General features: G+C 73.0%; 18 protein-coding genes and 2 pseudogenes. 13 read left to right on the top strand and 7 right to left on the bottom strand.

What is annotated here, in order from left to right; translation table 11 throughout:
- Positions 1-9: 9 nt before the first annotated feature.
- Positions 10-5,067, top strand: a complete 5,058-nt coding sequence (locus ACFOYX_RS10450; RefSeq protein WP_322443637.1) for an NAD-glutamate dehydrogenase — start codon at positions 10-12, stop codon at positions 5,065-5,067.
- 69 nt (positions 5,068-5,136) lie between these two features.
- On the opposite strand, the gene ACFOYX_RS10445 is transcribed toward ACFOYX_RS10450, so the two are convergent.
- The gene (locus tag ACFOYX_RS10445; protein ID WP_322443636.1) at positions 5,137-5,916 is read right to left on the bottom strand and encodes a class F sortase; all 780 of its coding nucleotides are present in this window, start codon (positions 5,914-5,916) and stop codon (positions 5,137-5,139) included.
- Complete coding sequence (locus tag ACFOYX_RS10440; RefSeq protein WP_322443635.1) at positions 5,903-6,901, bottom strand: hypothetical protein; 999 nt, start codon at positions 6,899-6,901, stop codon at positions 5,903-5,905. Before ACFOYX_RS10440 ends, ACFOYX_RS10445 begins: the two co-directional genes overlap by 14 nt.
- Positions 6,902-7,584: 683 nt before the next feature.
- On the opposite strand from ACFOYX_RS10440, the pseudogene ACFOYX_RS10435 reads away from it, so the two are divergent.
- Positions 7,585-7,788 (top strand): annotated as a pseudogene (locus tag ACFOYX_RS10435) (glycoside hydrolase family 6 protein); the annotation flags it as partial.
- Between the two features lie 149 nt (positions 7,789-7,937).
- Here the strand turns inward: ACFOYX_RS10435 and ACFOYX_RS10430 are convergent.
- The 3 genes from ACFOYX_RS10430 to ACFOYX_RS10420 form a co-directional block, all read right to left on the bottom strand.
- Positions 7,938-8,312: a hypothetical protein gene (locus ACFOYX_RS10430; protein WP_109805804.1), complete on the bottom strand. Its 375-nt coding sequence runs from the start codon at positions 8,310-8,312 to the stop codon at positions 7,938-7,940.
- Positions 8,313-8,605: 293 nt separating this feature from the next.
- A complete protein-coding gene (locus ACFOYX_RS10425; protein WP_322443634.1) occupies positions 8,606-9,508 on the bottom strand; it encodes a hypothetical protein in 903 nt (300 codons plus the stop codon).
- A 13-nt stretch (positions 9,509-9,521) separates the two neighbouring features.
- The gene (locus ACFOYX_RS10420) at positions 9,522-10,115 is read right to left on the bottom strand and encodes a hypothetical protein (protein WP_109805806.1); all 594 of its coding nucleotides are present in this window, start codon (positions 10,113-10,115) and stop codon (positions 9,522-9,524) included.
- Positions 10,116-10,282: 167 nt separating this feature from the next.
- Between ACFOYX_RS10420 and ACFOYX_RS10415 the strand changes: the two are divergent.
- The 9 genes and pseudogenes from ACFOYX_RS10415 to ACFOYX_RS10375 form a co-directional block, all read left to right on the top strand.
- A pseudogene (locus ACFOYX_RS10415) lies at positions 10,283-10,513 on the top strand (hypothetical protein); the annotation flags it as partial.
- Between the two features lie 61 nt (positions 10,514-10,574).
- A complete protein-coding gene (locus ACFOYX_RS10410) occupies positions 10,575-11,027 on the top strand; it encodes a catalase (protein ID WP_322443643.1) in 453 nt (150 codons plus the stop codon).
- 235 nt (positions 11,028-11,262) lie between these two features.
- Positions 11,263-13,605 (top strand): nitrate- and nitrite sensing domain-containing protein, encoded by a 2,343-nt coding sequence (locus tag ACFOYX_RS10405; RefSeq protein WP_322443633.1) that lies wholly within the window; start codon positions 11,263-11,265, stop codon positions 13,603-13,605.
- The gene (locus ACFOYX_RS10400) at positions 13,605-14,027 is read left to right on the top strand and encodes a roadblock/LC7 domain-containing protein (RefSeq protein ID WP_322443632.1); all 423 of its coding nucleotides are present in this window, start codon (positions 13,605-13,607) and stop codon (positions 14,025-14,027) included. The genes ACFOYX_RS10405 and ACFOYX_RS10400 overlap by 1 nt, the downstream gene beginning before the upstream one ends.
- Positions 14,017-14,406 carry a DUF742 domain-containing protein gene (locus ACFOYX_RS10395; RefSeq protein WP_109805829.1) on the top strand — a complete coding sequence of 130 codons (390 nt, stop codon included), beginning with the start codon at positions 14,017-14,019 and terminating at the stop codon, positions 14,404-14,406. The genes ACFOYX_RS10400 and ACFOYX_RS10395 overlap by 11 nt, the downstream gene beginning before the upstream one ends.
- Positions 14,387-14,989 (top strand): ATP/GTP-binding protein, encoded by a 603-nt coding sequence (locus tag ACFOYX_RS10390; RefSeq protein ID WP_322443631.1) that lies wholly within the window; start codon positions 14,387-14,389, stop codon positions 14,987-14,989. Before ACFOYX_RS10395 ends, ACFOYX_RS10390 begins: the two co-directional genes overlap by 20 nt.
- 113 nt (positions 14,990-15,102) lie before the next feature.
- Complete coding sequence (locus tag ACFOYX_RS10385) at positions 15,103-16,140, top strand: lactonase family protein (RefSeq protein ID WP_322443630.1); 1,038 nt, start codon at positions 15,103-15,105, stop codon at positions 16,138-16,140.
- A 187-nt stretch (positions 16,141-16,327) separates the two neighbouring features.
- Positions 16,328-18,079, top strand: a complete 1,752-nt coding sequence (locus tag ACFOYX_RS10380; RefSeq protein ID WP_322443629.1) for a VWA domain-containing protein — start codon at positions 16,328-16,330, stop codon at positions 18,077-18,079.
- 208 nt (positions 18,080-18,287) lie between these two features.
- A complete protein-coding gene (locus ACFOYX_RS10375; RefSeq protein ID WP_377533900.1) occupies positions 18,288-19,772 on the top strand; it encodes a sugar transferase in 1,485 nt (494 codons plus the stop codon).
- Between the two features lie 42 nt (positions 19,773-19,814).
- On the opposite strand, the gene ACFOYX_RS10370 is transcribed toward ACFOYX_RS10375, so the two are convergent.
- Positions 19,815-20,945, bottom strand: a complete 1,131-nt coding sequence (locus ACFOYX_RS10370) for a PP2C family protein-serine/threonine phosphatase (RefSeq protein ID WP_322443628.1) — start codon at positions 20,943-20,945, stop codon at positions 19,815-19,817.
- A gap of 95 nt (positions 20,946-21,040) precedes the next feature.
- Here ACFOYX_RS10370 and ACFOYX_RS10365 point away from each other — a divergent pair, with 95 nt between their 5' ends.
- Complete coding sequence (locus tag ACFOYX_RS10365; protein WP_322443627.1) at positions 21,041-21,571, top strand: MarR family transcriptional regulator; 531 nt, start codon at positions 21,041-21,043, stop codon at positions 21,569-21,571.
- A 57-nt stretch (positions 21,572-21,628) separates the two neighbouring features.
- Here the strand turns inward: ACFOYX_RS10365 and ACFOYX_RS10360 are convergent, their stop codons facing one another.
- Positions 21,629-22,888 (bottom strand): ROK family transcriptional regulator, encoded by a 1,260-nt coding sequence (locus tag ACFOYX_RS10360; RefSeq protein WP_322443626.1) that lies wholly within the window; start codon positions 22,886-22,888, stop codon positions 21,629-21,631.
- Positions 22,889-22,936: 48 nt separating this feature from the next.
- On the opposite strand from ACFOYX_RS10360, the gene xylA reads away from it, so the two are divergent.
- Positions 22,937-24,124 carry a xylose isomerase gene (gene xylA / locus ACFOYX_RS10355; RefSeq protein WP_322443624.1) on the top strand — a complete coding sequence of 396 codons (1,188 nt, stop codon included), beginning with the start codon at positions 22,937-22,939 and terminating at the stop codon, positions 24,122-24,124.
- Positions 24,125-24,130 lie beyond the last annotated feature (6 nt).

Here is a 24,130-nt window from a genome sequence, read left to right as displayed (position 1 = left end):
GTGGCACCGATGGACCGGCGTCCGGCGATCAAACCGGGACCCGACCTCCGGCAGGCTGACACCGGCCGGGACGACAGCTTCGATTCGGCGACCGACGGGGATGGTTTCGACCGTCTCGACACAGGAGTGACCGGAATGACCGGTTCGAGCGTCGACACCCTCTACGACCTGGGCCTGCCGGCACGGGCGCTGGGCGACGACGTGGAGGACGCCGAGCTCGACGAACCGGTACCGAACGCCGAGCGCCTGGTGGCCCAGGCGGTCGCCCTGGCCGGGGACGACCACGACGCGGCGACCCTGGTCGGCCGGTTCTGGCGGTTCGCGCCGGACGAGGAGCTGATCGGCTTCACTGCCGAGGAGATGCTCGACGCGGCCCGGGCGCACCGGGACCTGGCCCAGCAGCGGGTTCCCGGCGAGTTGAAGCTGCGCATCCACGAGCCGGACGCCGAACAGCACCACACCGTCATCGAGATCGTCACCGACGACATGCCGTTCCTGGTCGACTCGGTGACCGCCCTGCTCAACTCGCACCACCTCGACGTGCACCTGCTGGTCCACCCGCTGGTGGTGGTCCGCCGGGAGCCGCTCGGCCGGTTGACCGAGGTGTCGGCCGACGTCGAGCCGGACGACGCGATCGCCGGCGACCTGGTCGAGAGCTGGATGCGGATCGAGATCGACCCGGTGCGCGACGCGGCCGAGCGGGAGAAGCTCCGCCGGGAATTGCAGCGGGTGCTCACCGACGTCCGGGAGGCCGTGGAGGACTGGCCCAAGATGCGGCAGCGAGCCCTCGCGCTCGCCGACGAGCTGGCCGCCGCCCGGACCTCCGACAGCCGGCCGCCGGTGCCGGAGAAGGACATCACCGACTCGGTGGAGCTGCTGCGCTGGCTGGCGCACGACCACTTCACCTTCCTCGGGTACCGCGAGTACCGGCTGGTCGACACCGACGGCGGGGAGGGCGGGCAGGCGCTGGAGGCCGTGCTCGGGACCGGGCTGGGCATCCTGCGCTCCGACTCGCCGGAGGCCCGGGCGCTGTCGTCGATGACCCCCGAGGCGCACGAGAAGGTGCTGGAGAAGCGCCTGCTGATCATCACGAAGGCCAACTCGCGGGCCACCGTGCACCGCTCGGCCTACCTGGACTACATCGGCTTCAAGATCTTCAACGACGCCGGCGAGGTGGTCGGGGAGCGACGCTTCCTGGGTCTCTTCTCCACCGCGGCGTACCGGACCAGCGTCCGCGAGCTGCCGGTGGTCCGCCGCAAGGTCGCCGAGGTGCTCGACCGCTCCGGGCTGAGCCAGCGCAGCCACTCCGGCAAGGACCTGCTGCAGATCCTGGAGACCTACCCGCGCGACGAGCTGTTCCAGATCAAGACCGACGACTTGTACCACGCGGTGATCGGCGTGCTGCGGATGGCCGGCCGCCGGCAGCTGCGGGTCTTCCTGCGCCGGGACGGGTACGGGCGGTTCATCTCCTGCCTGATCTACCTGCCCCGGGACCGGTTCACCACCCAGAACCGGCTCCGCATGCAGGACATCCTGCTGCGCGAGCTGAACGGCGTCGGGGTGGACTACACCACCCGGGTCACCGAGTCGATGCTCGCCCGGGTGCACTTCATCGTCCGGACCGACCCGACCAACCCGCCCGGGGACATCGACGCCGACCTGCTCGCCGAGGAGCTGGCCGACGCGACCCGGCTCTGGGACGACGACTACCGGCTGGTGCTGGAGCGCAAGCTCGGCGACGAGCAGGCAAAGCACCTGTTCAGCCGGTACGCCGACGCGTTCCCGGAGGGCTACAAGGACGGGCACACGCCGTACGAGGCGATGAAGGACCTGGCCAAGCTCGAGCTGCTGGAGGAGCCCGGCCAGCTCGAGATGCACCTGTTCCGCAAGCAGCTCGCGCCGCGGCCGGGGCGGCCGGGCGCGGACGTCGACGAGACGATGGACGTCCGGTTCAAGGTCTACCGGTACGGCGAGCCGATGATGCTCTCCGCCGTGCTGCCGGTGCTGCACTCGCTCGGCGTCCGGGTGGTCGACGAGCACCCGTACGAGGTGGACCGGATCGACGGTCGGGTCTTCCTCTACGACTTCGGGCTCCGCCTGCCCGAGGCGCACCAGGAGCTGGCCGAGGTCCGCCCGCATGTGGAGAACGCCTTCGCGGCCGCCTGGCGGGGCGAGGCCGAGGTGGACGGCTTCAACGAGCTGGTGCTCCGCGCCGGGCTCACCTGGCGGCAGGTGGTGGTGCTGCGGGCGTACGCGAAGTACCTGCGCCAGGCCGGCACCGTCTTCTCCCAGGAGTACATGGAGCAGACCTTCATCGCGTACCCGCGGATCACCGAGCTGCTGGTGGAGCTCTTCGAGGCCCGGTTCGCCCCGGGCGCGACCACCCTGGACGAGCGGCGGCAGCGCGGCGACGAGCTGGTCACCGCGATCGGCGCGGCGCTGGACGACGTGGCCAGCCTGGACCAGGATCGCATCCTGCGGTCGTACCTGACGCTGATTCAGGCGACCCTGCGGACCAGCTTCTACCAGAAGCCGGCCGGCGGGCGGCCCAAGTCGTACGTGGCGTTCAAGCTGGACCCGCAGGCCATTCCGGACCTGCCGGCGCCGCGGCCGAAGTTCGAGATCTTCGTCTACTCGCCGCGTTTCGAGGGCGTGCACCTGCGGTTCGGGCCGGTGGCCCGGGGCGGGCTGCGCTGGTCGGACCGGCGGGAGGACTTCCGCACCGAGGTGCTGGGTCTGGTCAAGGCGCAGATGGTGAAGAACACCGTGATCGTGCCGGTGGGCGCCAAGGGCGGCTTCGTGCTGAAGCAGAAGCCGGGCGACCGGGACGAGGCGGTGGTCTGCTACAAGGAGTTCGTCGGCGCGATGCTGGACGTCACCGACAACATCGTCGGCGGCGAGATCATCCCGCCCGACGACGTGGTCCGGCACGACGCGGACGACCCGTACCTGGTGGTGGCGGCGGACAAGGGCACGGCGACCTTCTCCGACATCGCCAACGAGATCTCCACCGCGCACAACTTCTGGCTGGGCGACGCGTTCGCCTCCGGCGGCTCCGCCGGGTACGACCACAAGAAGATGGGCATCACCGCCCGGGGCGCGTGGGAGTCGGTGAAGCGGCACTTCCGCGAGCTGGGCCACGACACCCAGACCGAGGACTTCACCGTGGTCGGCGTCGGCGACATGTCCGGCGACGTGTTCGGCAACGGGATGCTGCTGTCGGAGCACATCCGGCTGGTGGCCGCCTTCGACCACCGGCACATCTTCCTCGACCCGGATCCCAACGCCGCCACCTCGTACGCCGAGCGGAAGCGGCTGTTCGACCTGCCCCGTTCGTCCTGGGAGGACTACAACCCGGAGCTGATCTCGGCCGGCGGCGGCGTCTACTCGCGGACCGCCAAGTCGATCCCGGTCAGCCCGCAGGTGCGCGCGGTGCTCGGCCTCGACGACGACGTCAACCAACTGTCGCCGCAGGAGCTGATGCGCGCCATCCTCACCGCGCCGGTCGACCTGTTCTGGAACGGCGGCATCGGCACCTACGTGAAGGCGTCCAGCCAGACCAACACCGAGGTGGGCGACAAGTCCAACGACGCGATCCGGGTGGACGGCAAGAGCCTGCGCTGCCGGGTGGTCGGTGAGGGCGGCAACCTGGGCTTCACCCAGCACGGCCGGATCGAGTACGCGCAGAACGGCGGCCGGATCTACACCGACTTCATCGACAACGCGGCCGGGGTGGACACCTCGGACCACGAGGTGAACATCAAGATCCTGCTCAACACGGCGGTCGCCGACGGCGAGCTGACCATGGAGGCGCGGGACGGGCTGCTGGCCGAGATGACCGACGAGGTCGCCGAGCTGGTGCTGCGGGACAACTACGACCAGGCCCGGGCGATCAACAACGCCCAGGCGCAGGCCGCCTCGCTGCTCCCGGTGCACCGGCGGATGCTCAACGAGCTGGAGCGGTCCGGCCAGCTCGACCGCGCGCTGGAGGCGCTCCCGCCGGACGAGGAACTGGCCGTCCGGACCGAGGACGGCTTGACCGCGCCGGAGTTCGCGGTGCTGCTGGCGTACGTCAAGATCGTGCTGGAACGCGAGATCGTGGCCGACGGGCTGGCCGACGAGGAGTGGACGACCGACGTCCTGGTCAACTACTTCCCGACACCGTTGCGCGAGCGGTTCGCCGACCGGATGGGCCGGCACCGGCTGCGCCGGGACATCGTCACCACCGTGCTGGTCAACGAGGCGATCAACCGGGGCGGCATCTCGTTCGTCTTCCGGGTGGTCGAGGAGACGGCCGCCTCGGCGGCGGACGTGCTCCGGGCGTACGTGGTGGTGCGCGAGGTGTTCGGCCTGGGTGCGCTCTGGGACGCGGTGGAGGCCCTGGACAACAAGGTCTCGCCCGAGCTGCAGACCAGCGTCTACCTGGACACCCGGCGGCTGCTCGACCGGGCGGTGCGCTGGCTGGTCAGCAACCGGCGCTCGCCCATCGACGTGCCGGGGGAGATCGACCGGCTGCGGGACGGGGTCGCCCGGCTGCTGCCCGGCCTGGAGAACCTCTTCTACGGCAGCGAGCGCGAGGCCATCGCGGCGCACATGGACTCGCTGACCTCGCGGGGGCTGCCCCGCGAGCTGGCGGAGCAGGCGACCCGGCTGATGTACAGCTTCGGCCTGCTCGACGTCGTGGAGACCGCCCGGTCCGCCGGCCGGGACGTGGGCGAGGTGGCCTCGGTCTACTTCGTCCTCTCCGACCGGTTCCGGGTGGACGCCCTGCTGTCGAAGATCTCGCTGCTGCCGCGGGAGGACCGCTGGCAGACGCTGGCCCGGATGGCGCTGCGCTACGACCTGTACGCCGCGCTGGCCGCGCTCACCGCGGAGGTCCTCGGGTCCACCCCGGACACCCTCCCGCCGCACGAGCGGGTGCAGGAGTGGGAGCAGGCGAACGCCACCTCGATCCACCGGGCGCACCGGGCGATGGGGGAGTTCGACGAGTCCCGGGCCGACCTGTCCGCCCTGTCGGTGCTGCTGCGGCAGATCCGTACCCTGGTGCGGACCTCGGCCGCCGCCTGACCCGGACATGCCCCGGCGCGGTCCGGTCGGTCGGTCACCCGACCACCGGGCCGCGCCGGGGCGTCCGCGTCACTGCGTCATGGTGGCGAGGACGATGATGTTGTTCAGGTAGCTGCCGGCGCTCTGGTCGAACACCCCACCGCAGGTCACCACGCGCAGGCTCGGCTTGTCGCTGGGGCCGTAGACCAGCTCCGTGGGGAACGCCGTCTTCGGGTACGACTTCACCTCGTCGACGGCGAAGGTGACGCTCCGGCCGTCCTCCCGGGCGACCGTGATGGTGTCCCCCCGCTGGAGCGCGCCGAGGTTGAAGAAGACGGCCGGCCCGAGCTTGGCCGAGTCGACGTGGCCGACGATCACCGCGTTGCCGACCTCACCCGGGCTGGCGCCAGGGGAGTACCAGCCGGCCAGCTGGGCCTGGTCGAGCGGGGGTACCTGGACCGTGCCGTCGGGGTTGGTGCCGAGCGACATGATCTCGGCGTCCACCCCGATCCGCGGGATCGAGATGGTCGTCGGGTTCGACCGGTCCAGGCCGACGGGGGCGAGGTCCGGGTTCGGCGCGTCCGTCGCCTCCTCGGCGGCGGACGCCTGGTCGGCGGACTGGGTCCCGTCGACGGCGGCGGGGGCGCTGGTGGTCAGATCGCCCGGCCCGGCCTGGGCGGCGGTCGGGTCGCCGGGACCGGCCTGGGCCAGCGGCTGGGGCGGGCGGGGCGGCGGCACGGTCCGCACGGACGCCCCGATCAGGCCGGCGCCCACCATGGCGAGGAGGACGACGACGGCCGCGCCGGCGGCGCGCCACGGTCTCCCGTGACGGCCGCCGGCCGGTGTCGCCGTCGTGTCAGCCGAGGTCATTGGCCCGACGCCGACGCAGCAGGACCATGCCACCCAGGGCGGCGGCGCCGATCACGCCCACCCCGCTGGCGGCCATGCCGCGGTCGAGGCTGGTGGTGGTCATGCCACCGTCACCCCCGTCGACGTGGCCACGCGGCATGCAGCCGTCCCGGTCGTCGTGGTCCCGACGGTCCTGGTCCTTGTTGTCCCAGTCCCTGTGGTCGCGGTCCTTGCCGTCGTGGTCCTTGTTGTCGCGGTCCTCGCCCTTGCCGTCGTCGTGCTTGTTGTTCTCGTCCTTGCGGTCCTCGCCCTTGCCGTCGTCGTGCTTGTTGTTCTCGTCCTTGCGGTCCTCGCCCTTGCCGTCGTCGTGCTTGTTGTTCTCGTCCTTGCGGTCCTCGTCCTTGCGGTCGCGGTCCTTGCCGTCGTGGTCCTTGTTGTCGCGGTTGTTGCGGTCCTCGTTCGACTGGTCGTCGGCCATGCCCCCGCCTTGGCCGCCGGACCCCGACTGCCAGGTCTCGTCGTGCTTGTTCTTCTCGTCCTTGCCGTCGTCGTGCTTGTTCTTCTCGTCCTTGCCGTCGTCGTACTTGTTCTTCTCGTCCTTGCCGTCGTCGTGCTTGTTCTTCTCGTCCTTGCCGTCGTCGTGCTTGTTCTTCTCGTCCTTGCCGTCGTCGTGCTTGTTCTTCTCGTCCTTGCGGTCCTCGTCCTTGCGGTCGTGGTCCTTGCCGTCGTGGTCCTTGTTGTCCCAGTCCTTGCGATCCTCGTCCTTGCGGTCCCAGTCCTTGCCGTCGTGGTCCTTGTTGTCCCAGTCCTTGCGGTCCCAGTCCTTGTTGTCCCAGTCCCCGTGGTCCCCAGGGCAGAACTCAAGAAGACTGACCTGCGGCTTGGCCACGACGTTGCCCGTGTACGCGTGTCCGGCCGCGTACGCCGCCCCGGGCGAAAACAGCAGCAGGGACGCGCCGCCGAGAGCGGCACCCGCAACGACCTTCCCGAGCATCTTCTTTCCCATGACCTGCGTCACTCCATCCCTGTTTGTCCTGATCCCGACGACAGTCGAGCTACGACCGACGTTAGCCCGTTTCGTGACTTATCCGAGGAAAGATTCGTGTTCTAGAGTTTATTGACGAAACGGGGCATAGGAGTGCTACGCGGCTTGTGCCGGGGTTAGGGACGCGGGGTGACCTTCCGTGCCGCCCGGGCGGCTGCGGCCTCACTGGGTGCGGAGATTCCTCAATCCGCCGGGCCCTGCCCTGCTCGGTCGGCCTGCGGCGATCCGACCCCGCTGTGCCGCCCCGTCCCCGCAGGGTGGTTCGCCCCTTACGGTTGCGGCGATCATCGAGCCATTACTATGGAAGCGCTCTCATTCAAGAATTGCTGGAGGCGGTTGGGGGAGCCGACGTCAGGTGTCGAGGGCACCCGGTTCGCCGGGCGACATCCGACCAGCCGACCGACGGTCCCCACGCCGGTCGCGCACCACCACGCCCGGCCGGGTCGGGCACCCCCGAAGAAATCCCGTGGCGCCGCCGGCCGTCCGCGCCGGACGTCCAACGGGCCGTTCCGCCGGGCCGTACGCCGATCCGGTCCCGCCGAAGGAGATCAGTGGCATGAATGTGTGGAGAAGGCTGTCCGGCCGAAAGCGGGCGATCGCGCTGACCGGTGCGAGCGTCCTGGTCGCGGGCGGGCTGGTGACCTTCCCTGGCCAAGCTGGGCGCGATCGGCAACGTCTACAACTACATCGACGCCGCGCGCCACGGCTGGATCGGCTGGGACAGCAACTTCCGGCCCGACCGCCGGCAACAGATGAGCGGCGCCCTGCCGAACGCGCCGATCTCCGGCGCCTGGTTCCCGGCTCAGTTCCGGGAGCTCAAGCGCAACGCCTACCCGCCGCTGTCCTGACCCACCGGCAGGCCCACCCGCCGCGGCGGGAGTGAGGCACCACCAGCGGCAGGTTCCCCGGGCCCCTGATCCGACCGTCCACCGGTCGGGCCAGGGGCCCCGCCGTGTCCTCCGCCCGGGTCGGCTCGTTTCGGACACCCGGAACGTGCTCAGGGGACGGTCTTCTCGATCGCGGCCCGGCCTAGCTCGGCCAGGTCCCGGCGGGCCCGCTCCAGGTTCTCCGGGGTGAGGTCCTGGCCCCGGGCCATCACCAGGTCCTCCGGTTCCCACGGCTGCTCCGCGCCGGTACGGATGTTGTCCCCACCCGCGCCGGTGCCGGTTCCGGTGGCCCCGGTGCCCGCCGCGTACGGGTCACCGAGGAGGTCCGGGGATCCGGTGTCGGGCACCGCGCCGTCGGGCTCGGTGAAGACCGGATTGTCCCGGTCGGCGCCGCCACCGGTTCTCAGCTGCGGCACCGTGCTGTCGTCGTCCACCGCGGCGGCCACCTCGGGGCTCTCCTCCAGCGGTCGGTCACGATCGCTCATGCTGCTGCCCTCCTGTCCGCAGACGCGTTCCCTCGTCTCGCGTACCCCGTCCGGACCGGGCCATGCCGGGAAGGTCAGATCTCCCGGGCCTCCCCGGTGGCCGGCGGCTCCGCCGGGCGCAGCCACTGCCAGAGGACCATCAGGAGGCCGAAGACGAGCATCACCGCCCGGCCCAGAGGTTGATCCGCACCCCATGGGCCTTGTCGATCTCGGCCGCCGAGTCGAAGAGCCTGACCAGGCCGAACCGCGAGACGGCGGCGCCCCGGCCGGTGACCGGCCGGGGCGGGTGCCGCTCAGCGGCCGAGGACGCGGTCGAGGAAGTCCCGGTAGCCGCGGACGGCGATGCGGAGCTGCTCGGTGTCGGCCGAGCCGGCGTCCTGCCAGCCGCCCAGCTTGGTCTTCTGCGCTTGCAGCGCCGCGGAGAGGGCTTCGATGGCCTCCTCGACCAGCGACTGCGCCTCGCCGACCGCGGCCCGCGGGTCGTCCACGAAGCGGAGCTGGACGTCCCGCCAGCGGGTCCGGAAGCCCTCGGCGGTCTCCGGTTCGAAGAGCGTGGCGGCGTCCGCCGGCACGGCGCCCGGGGCCGGCCGGACCGCCCCGGCGAGGCCCGCCCCGGCGGCGGCGCCGGCCGCCGCGGTGCCGCTGTCCGGGTCGACCATCGTCGGCTCGGCGCGGCCGTAGCCCGCCGCGCCGGCGGCCACCGCGTCGTCCCGGTCGCTCGGATGCGCGGCCGCCCACCGGTCTGGGTCGTGCAGCCGGTCGCCGGCCGTCGGGTCGGCCCGCTCGTCGTCGAACGCGTCGGTCCGCCCCGGGGCGCCGTCGCCCGGCCGGGCGGTGTCCTCGCCGCGCGGGTCCCGTTCGTCCTCCGGCCGGCCGCTGGCCATCGCCGAGGCGGCCACCGCGTCACTGACGGTGGTCGCCCCGAAGGCGGTGGGCAGCGGCGCCGGCTCGTGGAACTCGGGTCGGCCGGCCCGGTCGGTGTCGGCCGCCTCGCCGTCCGGGTCCCGGGCGCCGGCCACGGCCGGGTCGTCGAAGGTGCCCCGGTCGTCCAGCGCGTCCTCGGGTACGTCGGCCCGCCCTGCCCGGTCGGGCCGGTCGCCGTGCGGGGCGTCATCGCCCGGCGGCGGCACCGCGACCGGCGCGGATCGTACGGCCTCGGGGTGGTCGTTCGTGACCTGCTGCTCTTCCTGGCGCATCGCGGCAGCCTCCTCAGCGGCTCGTGGCGTCGTGCGGGTGGTCGGGGCGGCGCTGCGCCGGCGGCTGGTGCCCGACCGGGTCCTCGCCGAGCAGATCGGCGAAGAGGGCCCGGTAGTGCACGACCGCCTGGCGGAGCTCCTCGGTGCTGGTCTCGCCGCGCTCGGTGCGCAGCCGGATCTCGTGGGCGTCCCGGTAGTGGGTCAGGGTGCGGGCGTGCTCGACGGAGAGATGGGCGATCTGGTCGGAGAAGTCCCCGGTGGGGTACCCACGCTCGGCGATCAGCCGGCTGACCAGCTCGTCGGCGTCGCCCACGGTCTCGGCCGGGGAATCGACGAAGCGGACCTGGAGCTCCTCCCAGGCGGCCGCGTACCGGGCCCGGGACTCGGGCTCCAGCGGGGTGAGTTCGAGTTCGGCGTGCCGGCGCTCCCGGTCCCGCAGCTCCCGCTCGGCCGCGCTGCGGCTGTCCCGCTCGGCGACCACCCGGTCGTACTCGGGGCCGAAGCGCTGCCGGAGCGAGCGGCGGCGGGCCGCCAGCACGGCGACCGCGGCCAGCGCCGCGAGCACCAACACGACGATGACTGTGACGACTACCTGCGTGGGCGACATGGCTCCTCCTTCGCCCGCTGGTATTCCCTCCGCCCACTGATCGCCAATCCCGATCCGGGGGACTTTCCTGGCCGATCGCCCGCCCGGGCCCTCGCCGGGTATGGCGAGGCCCACCCGACCACCCGTCCCACAAACTTGACTCATTCCAAAAAACGCCCTTGGGGGTGATGCCGGTCGAGTCCGACGCCGAACGCCTCCGTGCGCCCAGGCTGCGCGTGACGCCGACTGCTGCGCCGGATCGCCCCGGCCGGCGGCCCCGCCCGGTTCGAGCCGGGCGGCCGATCAGGAGGAGAGCGATGAGCGACCAGGCCGGGAAGCCGATCCTCACCACCCGTCAGGGCCACCCGGTCCACAACAACCAGCAGCAGCGGACGGTCGGCTCACGCGGCCCGGCGACGCTGGAGCACTACCACTCCCTGGAGAAGATCAGCCACTTCGACCGCGAGCGCATCCCCGGAGCTGGACTTCGACCCGCTGGACGACACCAAGACCTGGCCGGAGGACGTCTTCCCGCTGCGCCCGGTCGGCGTGACGACGCTCAACCGCAACGGCACCAACTTCCACAACGAGAACGAGCAGATCGCTCTCGGCACCGGCGTGCTGGTGGACGGGCTGGACCTCTCCGACGACAAGATGCTGGTCGGCCCGACGTTCTCCTACTCGGACACCCAGCGCTACCGGGTCGGCCCGAACCACCTCCGGCTGCCGATCAACGCACCGCGGGAGGACGTCCAGGTCAGCACCAACCAGGACGGTGGCCAGATGTCGTACCACGTGGACAATCGGGGCGGCGGCCCGCGCATCAACTTTGAGCCGTCCTCAGTGGCGGGCCTGCGCGAGGCCGACGATTCCTACCGGGGGGCGTACGGCCGCCGGGTCGCCGACGGCCTCGGCATCTCGGTCAACGCCTGACCCCCACGCCGGCCACGAGCGCCCCGCCGGTCCGTCCGGCGGGGCGCTCGCCTGCGAACGGTGTCCACAGCGGAGCATCCCGGACAGTAGTGATCGGCGAGACGGCCGGTAGTGCATCCGCCGGGGATTACGTATCCTGCCGAAGGTGCCCGAGCCGGGGCCCGGCGCCGTCGCCGGGTGGCACGCCCGGCCGGCGCCGGCGCCACCCCTGCGACACCTTCCGGGCGAGGTCTGATTGAACACCCGCGACTGGCCGATCCGCGCCAAGTTGACCGCGCTGGTCATCGGCCCGGTGACCGCGCTGCTGGCGCTCTGGATCTTCGCCACCACGCTGACCTTCGGCCCCGCCCTCGACCTGCTCGCCGCCCGCACCCTTCTCTACGATCTCGGCCGCCCCGGCGAGGCCGTCGTCGCCGAGCTGCAACGGGAACGCCGGCTCTCGGTGGTCCAACTCGCCGGCGACACCACGCTGCCCGCCCTGGCCGAGCAGCGGCTGCGCACCGACCGGGCCGTCGCCGAGCTGCGCCGCCGGGTGGCCGGGGACGACCTGCGCGACGCCGCCGACGACCTGCTCGACACCCGGCTCGACCAACTGGTCGCCGCGCTGGACGCGCTGCCCGCCGGCCGGGGCTTCATCGACGGCCGGAAGGTGGACCGGTCCGGCGCGGTCGGCCTCTACAGCGGGATGATCTCCTCGGCCTTCCAGGCGTTCTCCGCCATGGCCATGCTGCCGGACACCGAACTCAACCGGCAGGCGCTGGCGCTCACCGCGCTCGGCCGCTCCCGGGAACTGCTCGGCCAGGGCGACGCGCTGCTGGCCGGCGCGCTGACCGCCGGCCGGTTCGCCGAGGGCGAGCACGACCAGCTCGTCCGGACCATCGACAACCAGCGGTTCCTGGCCGAGGCCGCAGTGGCCGACCTGCCCGCGCCGGAACGGGCCGCGTACCGGCGGCTGACCGAGGGAGAGGCCTTCGTCCGGCTGAGCGCCCTGCAGGACGCGCTGATCCGCGCCGACGGCCTGCCGCCCCGGCTCGACGTCCGCAGCTGGGAGTCCAGCCAGGCCGCAGTGCAGCAGGGGCTGCGGGCCTTCGAGCTGAGCGGGGCCGACAAGCTGGCCGAACGCTCGGTGCCGATGGCGATCGGCATCCTGGTCCGGCTGGCCGCCGCCGGGGTGCTCGGTCTGCTCGCCGTCGTGGCCTGCGTGCTGGTCGCGCTCCGCGTCGGCCGGTCGCTGGCCGGCCGGCTGACCGGCGTCCGTACCGCCGCCCTGGAGATGGCCGAGCACCGGCTGCCCGACGTGGTCGCCCGGCTGCGCCGCGGCGAGGAGGTCGACGTCGCCCGGGAGGCGCCCGAGCTGGACCACGGCGGCGACGAGATCGGCCAGGTGGGGCACGCCTTCAACGAGGTGCGCCGGACCGCCGTCCAGGCCGCGGTCGACGAGGTCACCCTGCGCCGGGGCCTCAACGAGGTCTTCCTCAACCTCGCCCGCCGCAGCCAGGGGCTGGTGCACCGGCAGCTGGCGCTGCTGGACCGGCTGGAGCGGCGCACCGAGGACCCGGACGAGCTGGCCGGCCTCTTCCAGGTCGACCACCTCGCCACCCGGCTCCGGCGGCACGCCGAGGACCTGGTCATCCTCGCCGGCGCGGCGCCCGGCCGGGGTTGGCGCAACCCGGTCGCCGCGGTCGACGTGATCCGCGGCGCGATCTCCGAGGTCGAGTCGTACGACCGGGTGGACGTCGGTGTGGTGCAGCCGGCCGGCGTGCTGGGCCGGGCCGTCGGTGACGTGATCCACCTGCTCGCCGAGCTGATCGAGAACGCCACCGTCTTCTCCCCGCCCGGCACCCGGGTCGACGTCTCCGGGCAGGTCGTGCCGAACGGGTACGCCGTCGAGATCACCGACCGGGGACTGGGCATGTCCCCGCGGGTCCTCGAGGACGTCAACCGCAAGCTGGCCCGGTCGCCGGAGTTCGACCCGGCCGACAGCGCCCGGCTCGGCCACTTCGTGGTGAGCCGGCTCGCCGCCCGGCACGGCGTACGGGTCCAGCTCCGGCCGGCCACCCCGGCCGGCACCACGGCGGTGGTGCTCATCCCGGCCGACCTGGTCACGGACGAGCCGGCCGTGGGACCGGCCGGCCCGGAGGCCGGGGCGGCGACCGGCGACGACCGCCGGATGGCCAAGGTGACCCGGCTGAACTCCCTGCCCCGGCCGAGGTCCACCCGGCCCGGCCGGGAACGGCCCGAGTCGGCCACCCCGGTGGTGCCCTTCATCGCCGGCCGCGGCTCCTCGGTCGAGGCCGCCCCGGACGGCGACGGCCTGCCCCGACGGGTCCGTCGCCGCGGGCCGGCGGCGCGTCCCCGGCCGGCGGTCGCCGACGCCCCGGCCCACCGACCGCCGGAGGAGGCCGGCCGGACGATGTCCGCGCTCCAGGCCGGCACGGCCCGCGGTCGCCGGGACGGCGCGCGGGCGACCGCGAATCCGGCCGCGCCGACCGCCGACACCGCTTCCGATCCGGCGGCCGGCGCCGCCCCGCCGACGCCGGCTCCGGAACCGCCTACCGCAACGGAGAGGGACGCCTAGTGGTGCACACGACGAGGCAGAACGTCGATCTCGACTGGTTGCTCGACAAGCTGGTGGGGCGGGTGCCCGCCGCCCGCCAGGCGGTGGTGCTGTCGGCGGACGGGCTCCTGCTCGGCGCCTCGGCCGAGCTGAGCCGCAGTGACGCCGAGCACCTCTGCGCCCTGGCCTCCGGCTTCTCCAGCCTGGCCAAGGGGGCCACCCGGCACCTGGCGGGCGGCGCGGTGCGGCAGACCGTGGTGGAGATGGAGTCCGCGTACCTGTTCGTCACCGCCGCCGGGCAGGGCGCCTGCCTGGCGGTGGTCAGTGACGCCGACGCCGATATCGGCCTGGTGGCGTACGAGATGGCGATGCTGGTCATCCGGGTCGGCGAGAACCTCACCGCCCCGCCCCGGACGGCGTTGGGTGCGGCCGATGCGGGCTGAGTCGCCGGGGCCGCAGCACGAGTGGCTGGACGCCGCCGCGGGTCCGGTGGTCCGCCCGTACACCCTCACCGGCGGCCGGGTCCGACCCGCGGTCGAGGGCTTCGACCTGGTGGCGTTCGTGCTGGCCGCGCCGACGGCCGACGCCGCCGGGCACCCCGGGCTGCAGCCGGAGCACCGACGGCTCGTCGAGCTGGCCCGCCGGCCGGTCGCCGTGGCCGACCTCGCCGCGGACCTGGACCTCGCCGTCGGCGTGGTCCGGGTGCTGCTCGGCGACCTCCTCGCCCGCGGCCTGGTCGCGGTGCACCGGCCGCCGACCGCCGCACACCTGCCCGACGACAACATCCTCAAGGCGGTGGTCAATGGACTCCGTGCCCTATGACCGGGAGGGGTCCGGTCAGCGGATCCCGTTGGCCCTGAAGATCCTCATCGCGGGTGGCTTCGGGGCCGGCAAGACGACGCTGGTGAGCGCGTTGAGCGAGGTCCGGCCGCTGCAGACCGAGGAGGTGCTGACCGGGGCCGGCATCGGCACCGACGACGTCTCCGGTGTGGAGCAGAAGTCGACCACCACGGTGGCGATGGACTTCGGCCGGATCACCATCAACGAGGACCTGCAGGTCTACCTCTTCGGCACCCCCGGCCAGGACCGGTTCTGGTTCCTCTGGGACGAGCTGGCCTTCGGGGCCCTCGGCGCCGTGGTGCTCGCGGACACCCGTCGGCTGGCCGACTGCTTCCCGTCGATCGACTATTTCGAGCAGCGCGGCATCCCGTTCGTGGTGGGGGTGAACTGTTTCGACGGGGCCCGCCGGTTCAGCCTGGAGTCGGTGCGCGACGCCCTCGACCTCGACCCGGACGTGCCGCTGGTGCTCTGCGACGTCCGGGACCGGCAGTCCGGGAAGCTGGTGCTGATCTCGTTGGTCGAGCACGTCGCCCGGCAGCGCGGCGAGCCGGTGCCGGTGGCCTGACCCGGCGGGCCGCGCCCGGCCGCCGATTTGGTCCCGGGAATCAGGGCTGAACCGCCGGCTTCCCGGGAAGCCTCTGGTTGGATCGACGGAGGAAGCGGCGGAAGGTGGGCTTGGTGACCGGGCAGGCGACGATCGTCCACATCGGTGGCTACACGGCGGAGAGCGGCGGCCGGGCGGCCGGGATCGTCGCCGCCCGGCGCGATCCGGCGTCGGGGGAGCTGACCCCGCTGGGCACCGCCGTGGTCACCGCGTCGCCGTCGTTCCTGGTCCGGCACCCGGCGCTGCCCGTGCTGTACGCGGTCAACGAGCTGGCGGAGGGGCAGGTCAGCGCGTTCCGCGCCGCCCCGGACGGTGACCTGAGTCCGCTCGGGGTCCAGCCGACCGGGGGCGCCGAGCCCTGCCACCTGGCGGTCGCCCCGAGCGGGCGGCACCTCTTCGTGGCCAACTACGGCGGCGGTAGCGTGGCGGTCTTCCCGCTCGACGCTGACGGCGTGCCGGGGGAGCGCAGCGACCTGGTCCACCACGAGGGGCACGGGCCGGACCCGGAGCGGCAGGAGAAGGCGCACTGCCACATGGTCTCGCCGGACCCGGGCGCCGGGCCGCTGCTCGCCGTCGACCTGGGCACCGACTCGGTCTACCGGTACGACCTCGACGTCGCTTCGGGCCGGCTGGTGCCCCGGGCCCCGCGGCTGCGTACGCCGGCCGGGACCGGGCCCCGGCACCTGGCCCGGCACCCCGACGGACGGCGCTGCTGGCTGGTCGGCGAGCTGGCCGCGACGGTCACCGGGTACGACCTCACCGTCGACGGCGCGCTGCACCAGCGCGAGCGCCTGGACGCCAGCGGGCGGACCGGGTACGTGCAGCCCAGCGAGGTCGCCGTCGGGCCGGACGGCCGCTTCCTCTACGTCGGCAACCGCGGGGTCGGCACGATCGCGGTCTTCTCGGTGGCCGACGGGTCGCCGCGGCTGTTGGCCGAGGTCGACACCGGCGGGGAGTGGCCCCGGCACTTCGCACTGACCGGGGAGCACCTCTACGTTGCCGACGAGCGGGCGGACATGATCAGGATCTTCCGGGTGGACCCGGACACCGGGGTGCCGACGGCGGTGGGGGAACCGGTGCCGGTGGCGAGCCCGACCTGTGTCCGGCCGTAGTCGGACGCTCACCGAAGCGACTCAACTGACTGTCCGTAGTGGATTTCCGCCACACCGGATGACTGACTGCTCACTCATGGTTGCGGTTTTGCGATCAACTGTTTCTTCTGCGTAACTTTCAACCGAACGGTTGTGGCAGTAACCCCACGAGATACGCAAGATGGTCACCGTGTCTGGCCGCCATCGCATGCGTTCAAGCCTTCGTGGGGCAGGTGCCGCCGTTGCGGCAACCGTGCTCGTCGTCGTCGTCGGTTCCTGGTTCGGTTACCAGCAACTGGCGGGGCCGTCCTGCTCCGGACGGATCCAGCTGTCCGTCGCGGCCGCCCCGGAGATCGAACCCGCCGTCAAGGCGGCCGCCGACCAGTGGGTCGCCGACGGGGCGGCGGTGGGGGGCACCTGCATCGGCGTGAACGTCTCCTCCTCCGAGCCGGTCGACGTGGCCGCCGCCGTGGCGAGCAAGCACGGCGCGACGCTGGCGGGTGTCGGGCAGGCCAGCGGCACGGCGGTCACCCCCGACGTCTGGGTGCCGGACTCATCCACCTGGCTGCTGCGGCTGAAGAACGGCGGCGCCACCGCCTTCGCCCCGGCCAACGGCGCCTCGATCGCCCGCAGCCCCGTGGTGGTCGCCATGCCCGAGCCGGTAGCCACCCGGGCCGGCTGGCCGGAGAAGAAGTTCAAATGGACCGACCTGCTCGCGCAGGTCACCACCGGCAAGTCGCCGCTGCACGCCGGCATCGTGGAGCCGACCCAGGACGCGGCCGGCCTCTCCGGCCTGCTCTCGCTGACCGCCGCCGCCAGCTCCACCGGCTCCCCGGGGTCGCCGGACGCGCAGGAGGCGATGGTGGGCGCGCTGCGGGCGCTGGCCACCAACCGGTCGTCGATAAGGCAGGACCTCCTCGCGCGGTTCCCGCGTTCCTCCGACCCGACCGCGATCGCCAACGGACTGGGCGCCGCTGCGCTCTCCGAAGAGGACGTCATCGCGTACAACCAGACCAAGCCGCCGATCCCGCTCGCGGCCCTTTACCTCGATCCGCCCCCGATGCCGCTGGACTACCCGTTCGCGGTGCTGCCGGGTATCGAGCCGGCCAAGGGGTCGGCCGCGAAGGTGCTCTTCGAGGTGCTCACCACCCCCGGCTTCCGCAACCGGCTGGCCGCGCAGGCGCTGCGCTCGCCGGACGGCAACTGGGGTGCGGGGTTCAAGGCACCGCAGGGCGCGCCGAGCCCGGCGGGCGGCGGGGCCACCGGCGCGCCGACCGGTCAGGGCGCGGCGGCCGGCCTGGATCCGGTCGCCATCGCGAAGGCCACCACCACCTGGGCGGCCGCCACCCAGTCCGGCCGCATGCTGGCCGTCGTCGACGTCTCCGGCTCGATGAAGAAGCCGGTGGCGACCGCGAACGGCGCCACCCGGGAACAGGTCACCGTGGCCGCGGCCAGCCAGGGCCTGAACCTCTTCGACGACTCCTGGGCGATCGGGCTGTGGACGTTCTCCACCGAGCTGGTCGGTTCACAGGACTGGCGACCCGTGGTCCCGATCAAGCCACTGTCGAGCAACCGGGGCGCCCTGGCGCGGGGGCTGGCCGGGATCAAGCCGTCGAGCGGCGACACCGGCCTCTACGACACCATGCTGGCCGCCTACAAGGAGGTCCAGAAGGAGTGGGAGCCGGGCAAGGTCAACTCCGTGGTGCTCTTCACTGACGGCCAGAACGACGACAAGAACGGCATCTCCCGGGCGGACCTGCTTCAGCAGCTGAAGAAGATCAAGGACCCGGAGCAGCCAGTGCGGGTGATCATCATCGGTATCGGTACCGAAGTCAGCAGGTCCGAGCTCGAGACGATCGCGAAGGAGGCCGATGGCGTCGCCTTCGTCGCCACGGACCCGACCAAGATCGGTGAGATCTTCCTGCAGGCGATCGCGGCGCGCCCGCCCGCGCCCCGCTGATCCGCCAGTCAGCGAGAGGGTTCCGCCGTACCGGGAGAACCGGTACGGCGGAACCCTTCCCGGCCCACGTGGGCCGGGAAAACTGACGGCAATACGTCCGAAGCAATCGGCGTCCATAGTTATCCAGGCAAGATGTCGGAGTGCTCCGCCGCCGGTCCCGATCGGGACCGACCGGCCGGAGCCGTCCTGAGCGAAACGGGGAGGGCCGGTGACCTCGGCGACACTGTTGACCCCCGCCAGGACCCCGTCGCGGCCGAGGGGCGACCGCCCCGGGCCGGCGGCGCGTGCCGACGAGCGGGCCTACATCCGACTCCTGGCGGTGCTGGACACCGCCGTTCTGGCGGTGGCCATCCTCGTCGGGTACGTCGCTCGCTTCGGCGACGAGGAACCCAGCGGTTCGGAGATCCCGTACGTCGTGGTCGCCCCCGGCCTGCTGCTGGCCTGGCTGATCTCACTGCGTGTGCTGCGCTGCTACGACGACCGGGTGCTCGGCTACGGGGCCGACGAGTACCGGCGGGTCAGCTCGGCGAGCCTGCGCCTGGCCGGTGGCATCGCCATCACCGGCTACATCGCCGATGTCGGCGTCTCCCGCGGCTTCCTGGCGATCTCCTTCGCGGTCGGCACGGTCGGGCTGGAGGTGGCCCGCTTCGCCGCCCGCAAGCGGCTGCACCGCGCCCGCGACCGGGGCGCCGGCTGGAGCCGCAAGGTGCTGGTCGTCGGCGACACCGCACACGTGCTGGAGCTGGTGCACACCCTGCGCCGGGAGCCGTACGCCGGCTACCACGTGGTCGGGGCGTGCATCCCCGACGCGCTGCTCGCCCCGGTGCCGCAGCGGCTGGGCGACGTGCCGGTGGTCGGCTCGTTCCGGGGCATCCCCGAGGCGGCCACCGCCATCGGCGCGGACACCGTGGCGGTCACCGCCTCCGGCGAGCTGACCGCGACCCGGCTGCGCCGGCTCGGCTGGCAGCTCGAGGGGACCGGGGTGGACCTCGTCGTCGCCCCGGCGCTCACCGACGTCGCCGGTCCCCGCATCCACACCCGGCCGGTTGCCGGCCTGCCGCTGATCCACGTGGAGGCCCCCGAGTTCCGGGGCGCCCGCAAGCTGGTCAAGGGTCTGGTCGACCGGTCCCTGTCGTTCGTGGCGCTGACCCTGCTGCTGCCGCTGCTGGTGGTGATCGCGCTGGCCATCAAGCTGGGCAGCCGGGGGCCGGTGCTGTTCCGTCAGACCCGGGTCGGTCAGGGCGGCGAGGAGTTCGGCGTCTTCAAGTTCCGCACCATGGTGGTGAACGCCGACGCCCTGCTGGCCGAGCTGGCCGCGCGCAACGAGACCGACGGCCTGATGTTCAAGATGCGCGACGACCCCCGGGTCACCCGGATCGGCCGGCTGCTGCGCAAGTGGTCCCTGGACGAGCTGCCCCAGCTGGTGAACGTGCTGCTCGGCCAGATGAGCCTGGTCGGCCCGCGCCCGCCGCTGCCCTCCGAGGTGGCCCGGTACGACGGCGACGTGGCCCGGCGGCTGCTGGTGAAGCCCGGCATGACCGGTCTCTGGCAGGTCAGCGGCCGGTCCGACCTGAGCTGGGAGGACGGCATCCGGCTCGACCTCTACTACGTGGAGAACTGGTCGCTCGCCGCCGACCTGACCATCCTCTGGAAGACGTTCGGCGCGGTGGTCAACAGCCGCGGCGCGTACTGAGCCACGGGCCCCGGCGAGTCGATGCCGGGGCCGGCGCTCCGGTCAGGGCTGCGGCCCGAGCCAGTCGAGGCAGACCACCACGGCGTCGTCCACGAGGTCGCCGGCGACGAACGCCCGCAGGTCGCCGAGCAACGACCGGACCGCGTCCAGCGGCTCCATCGGCCCGGTACGCCGCAGGAAGCGGTCCAGCGCCGTCTCGCCGTACCGGACCTGCTGCCCGGTCGCGTCGACGACGCCGTCGCTGACCACGAAGAGCCGGTCGCCGCGGCGCAGCTGGAACTTCTGCTCCCGGTAGTCCGTGCCCTCGAACATGCCCAGCGGGAACTGCTTCTCCAGGACCTGCTCGCTGACCTCGCCGTCGCGCAGCAGCACCAGGCGCGGCGATCCGGCGTCGACCACGGTGAGCAGTCCGGACGCCAGGTCCAGCTCGAGCAGCAGTGCGGAGAGGTGCTGGGCGCCCCGGTGCAGGGCGTAGATCGCCTGGTCGGCCAGGGCGGCCTGGTCGGCCAGGCCCAGCTCGGCCCGGCGGGCGTTGCGCAGCGCGTGGGTGCCCAGCGAGGTCAGCATGGCGGCGGCCACCCCCTCGCCCGAGCCGTTGATCACCGAGAGCAGGAGCCGGTGGCCGTCGTCGGACCAGTCGAAGCTGTCGCCCCGCACCGCGTACGCCGGTTCGAGCTGCCCGGCCAGCCTGAACGACGGGCGGATCCGGCTGCGCCCGGGCAGCAGCTCCCACTGCATCTCGGCGGCGAGGGTGAGTCGCCGGCTGCGCCGCGCGATCAGGTAGATGTCCGTGCTGGGCGAGACGGCGGCCAGTTCGTGCCCGAGCGCGGTGGCGATCGCGTCGAGCTCATGGACGGCGGCCGGGTCGTCCGGCACCGGGGAGAGACGCAACACACCCCGTCGCTCGCCCCGCATGCCCACCGGGAACCAGCCGACCCCGTCGGCGACGATCGGCTCCTGGTGGTCGAAGCACCGCCAGGCCGGGTGGCCCGGGCTGGCGATCGGCTCGCCGCCGGCCAGCGGCAGCAGTTCCGCCAACCGGTAGTCGACCTGGTAGAGCTCCACCCGGGTGATCTGGTACGCCCCTTTGAGCTCGCCGGCCAGCCGGTCGATCAGGAGGTCGGCCGGAGCCTCGGTCAGGGTCCGGCGGGCCAGATCCTCCGGTCCGCTCATCTTTGCTCCTTTGCACAGGTCGATGCCCTGGTGGGGCGGGTAGTCTCGGGCCCACCATGGCCGAAGAAACCGGTCCCTACGGACCAGATGCGAGTATGGCCGCCGCCCTGGACGAGGCGGCGGGCACCCTGCTGGCCGTCTGGGAGGCGGCCCGGGAACGGACCACGAGCCGGCTCTCCAGCGCCCAGTTGCGTGCGGTCATGGTCGTCGAGCAGCACGACGGGATCAATCTCCGCCGGCTCGCCACGCTGACGGACATGCTGCTCTCCTCGGCCAGCCGGCTCTGCGACCGGCTGGTCGCGGCCGGGATGCTGGAGCGGGAGCCGGGTCGCTTCGACCGGCGGGAGATCTCCCTGCACCTCACCCCGGAGGCGGTCCGGCTCCTCGCTGAGCTGCGCTCCGACCGCTGGCAGCGGCTGGACCGGGTCCTCACCGCGATGACTCCGGACGGGCGGGAGGCGCTGCTGCGCGGCATGCGCGAGTTCGACGAGAGCGCCCGGCGCCAGGAGCCCACGGCGGTCTCGGAGGCCGGCTGGCCGGTGGCGCAGGGGTCCCGCCGCGAAGAGCCGGCGGCGGAGTGGGCGGGCGACCCGGCCGGTGAGCCACCGGTGGCCCGGACGGCCTGATCCGCCGAGCCCCGCGGCCCGGGTCAGGCGGGCGCCAGGTGGTCGCCCTCGGTGGTCTCAGCCGCTGTGGGCCAGCCAGCCGACCGGCCGGTCCACGATCCGGCGGACCACCGACGCGGCCCCGCCGACGGCCGCGGACCGCGCGCCGAGGGCCGCCGGCCGTACGGTCACCGGGGACCAGGCCGCGGTGAGCACGCGGCGGGAGAGCTCCGCGACCACCGGCGGCTGGAGCCAGGGGGCGAGCGGGGCGTACCCGCCGCCGAGTACCACGGTGTCCAGGTCCAGCAGGTTCACCACACCGGCGACGGCCACCCCGAGCGCGGTCCCGGCGTCCGCCAGCGCGGTGCGGGTGGCCGGGTCGCCGGCCGCGGCGAGCTCCGCCAGCCGGGTCGCGGCGGTGTCCGCGGGCAGGTCCGCGCCGGCCAGTCCGGCCGCGGCCAGGACGACCTCCTGTCCCGCGTACCGCTCCAGGCAGCCGCGGCCGCCGCAGCGGCAGGGCCGTCCCTCGGGATGCACGGGGATGTGACCGATCTCGCCGCTCCAGCCGCGCGCGCCCCGGTACAGCCGTCCGTCGAGGACGATCCCGGCGCCGATCCCGATCTCGCCGGAGATGTGCAGGAAGCTCGCCGACCCGGGCGGACCGGCGTGCAGCTCGCCGAGGGCGGCCAGGTTGGCCTCGTTCTCCACCACCAGCGGCGGCACCCCGTCGACCGGCTCGGTCAGCCGGTGCCCGGCGAGCAGCGCGGGCACGTCCACGTCCCGCCAGCCCAGGTTGGGGGCGAGCCGGACCAGGCCGCCGGCGTCGACCAGGCCCGGCACGGCGAGGGCCGCGCCGGCCAGGGTCAGCCCCTGCCGCGCGGCCGCGGCGCGGGCGTCGGCGGCGAGCGCGGCGAGCCGGGCCAGCGCGTCTGCGGGGGAGACCGGCCGCAGGTCGGCGCGGCGCACGACGTGGTGCCGGACCGTGCCGGCCAGGTCCACCACACAGGCCGCGAGATAGTCGACGTTGACCTCCAGGCCGAGCCCGGCCGGCCCGTTCCCGGCCAGCACCAGGCCGCGGGCGGGCCGGCCGGCGCCGGTACGCGGCGCGGGGTCGGCCTCGGCCACCAGCCGGCCGCCGATCAGGTCGTCGACCACCGCGGAGACGGTGGCCCGGGTGAGGCCGGTCTCGGCCGCGATCTCGGCCCGGGAGGGCGGCCGGTCGGCGGTGGCGATCCGGCGGAGCACGACCGCGAGGTTGAGCTCGCGGAGGCTGCCCTGCCGGACGGCGCCGGCGGTGCTGGGGCTGGTCACCCCTTGACAGTGCCACACGGCGATCATTTAATTCAACCGTTGAACAAATTGCGGCGACACCATCGGAGGTCTGCCATGGCACCCCGTCCCACCCCCGCCGACAAGTTCTCCTTCGGTCTCTGGACGGTGGGCTGGCAGGCCCGCGACCCGTTCGGCGACGCCACTCGGCCCGAGCTGGACGCGGTCGAGGCGGTCCACCGGCTCGCCGAGCTCGGGGCGTACGGGATCACCTTCCACGACGACGACCTGGTCCCCTTCGGCGCGGACGCGGCCACCCGCGACGCCCGGCTGACCCGGTTCCGCAAGGCGCTCGACGAGACCGGCCTGGTGGTCCCGATGGTCACCACCAACCTCTTCACCCACCCGGTCTTCAAGGACGGCGGCTTCACCAGCAACGACCGCGACGTCCGCCGATACGCGCTGCGCAAGGTGCTGCGCAACGTCGACCTCGCGGCCGAGCTGGGCGCCCGCACCTTCGTGATGTGGGGCGGCCGGGAGGGCGCCGAGTACGACCTGGCCAAGGACGTCCGCTCGGCGCTGGACCGCTACCGCGAGGCGGTCGACCTGCTCTGCCAGTACGTCGTCGACAACGGCTACCAGCTGCGCTTCGCCCTCGAACCCAAGCCGAACGAGCCGCGCGGCGACATCCTGCTCCCCACCGTGGGGCACGCGCTGGCGTTCATCTCCACCCTGGCCCGCCCCGACCTCGTCGGGCTCAACCCCGAGGTCGGCCACGAGCAGATGGCCGGGCTGAACTTCGCGCACGGCATCGCCCAGGCGCTCTGGCAGGGCAAACTGTTCCACATCGACCTCAACGGCCAGCGCGGCATCAAGTACGACCAGGACCTGGTCTTCGGCCACGGCGACCTGCTCAACGCGTTCGCCCTGGTGGACCTGCTGGAGCACGGCGGTCCCGACGGGGGTCCGGCGTACGACGGGCCGCGGCACTTCGACTACAAGCCCTCCCGCACGGAGGACATGACCGGGGTGTGGGCCTCGGCGGCGGCGAACATGCGGACGTACCTGCTGCTCAAGGAACGGGCCGCGGCGTTCCGGGCCGACCCCGAGGTGGCCGAGGCCCTCGCGGCCAGCAAGGTCGGCGACCTGGCCACGCCGACGCTGAACCCGGGCGAGGGCCACGCCGACCTGCTCGCCGACCGCGCCGCGTTCGAGGAGTTCGACGTGGACGCCACGGCCGCGAAGGGCTTCGGCTTCGTCCGGCTCAACCAGCTCGCCGTCGAGCACGTGCTCGGCGCGCGCTGAGGCGGG

The sequence above is a fragment of the Micromonospora sp. GCM10011541 genome, assembly GCF_042650725.1.
GTDB classification, from domain to species: domain Bacteria; phylum Actinomycetota; class Actinomycetes; order Mycobacteriales; family Micromonosporaceae; genus Micromonospora; species Micromonospora sicca.
The sequence above is the reverse complement of the archived record's forward strand: the minus strand, read 5'-3'. Positions and strand labels throughout refer to the sequence as shown.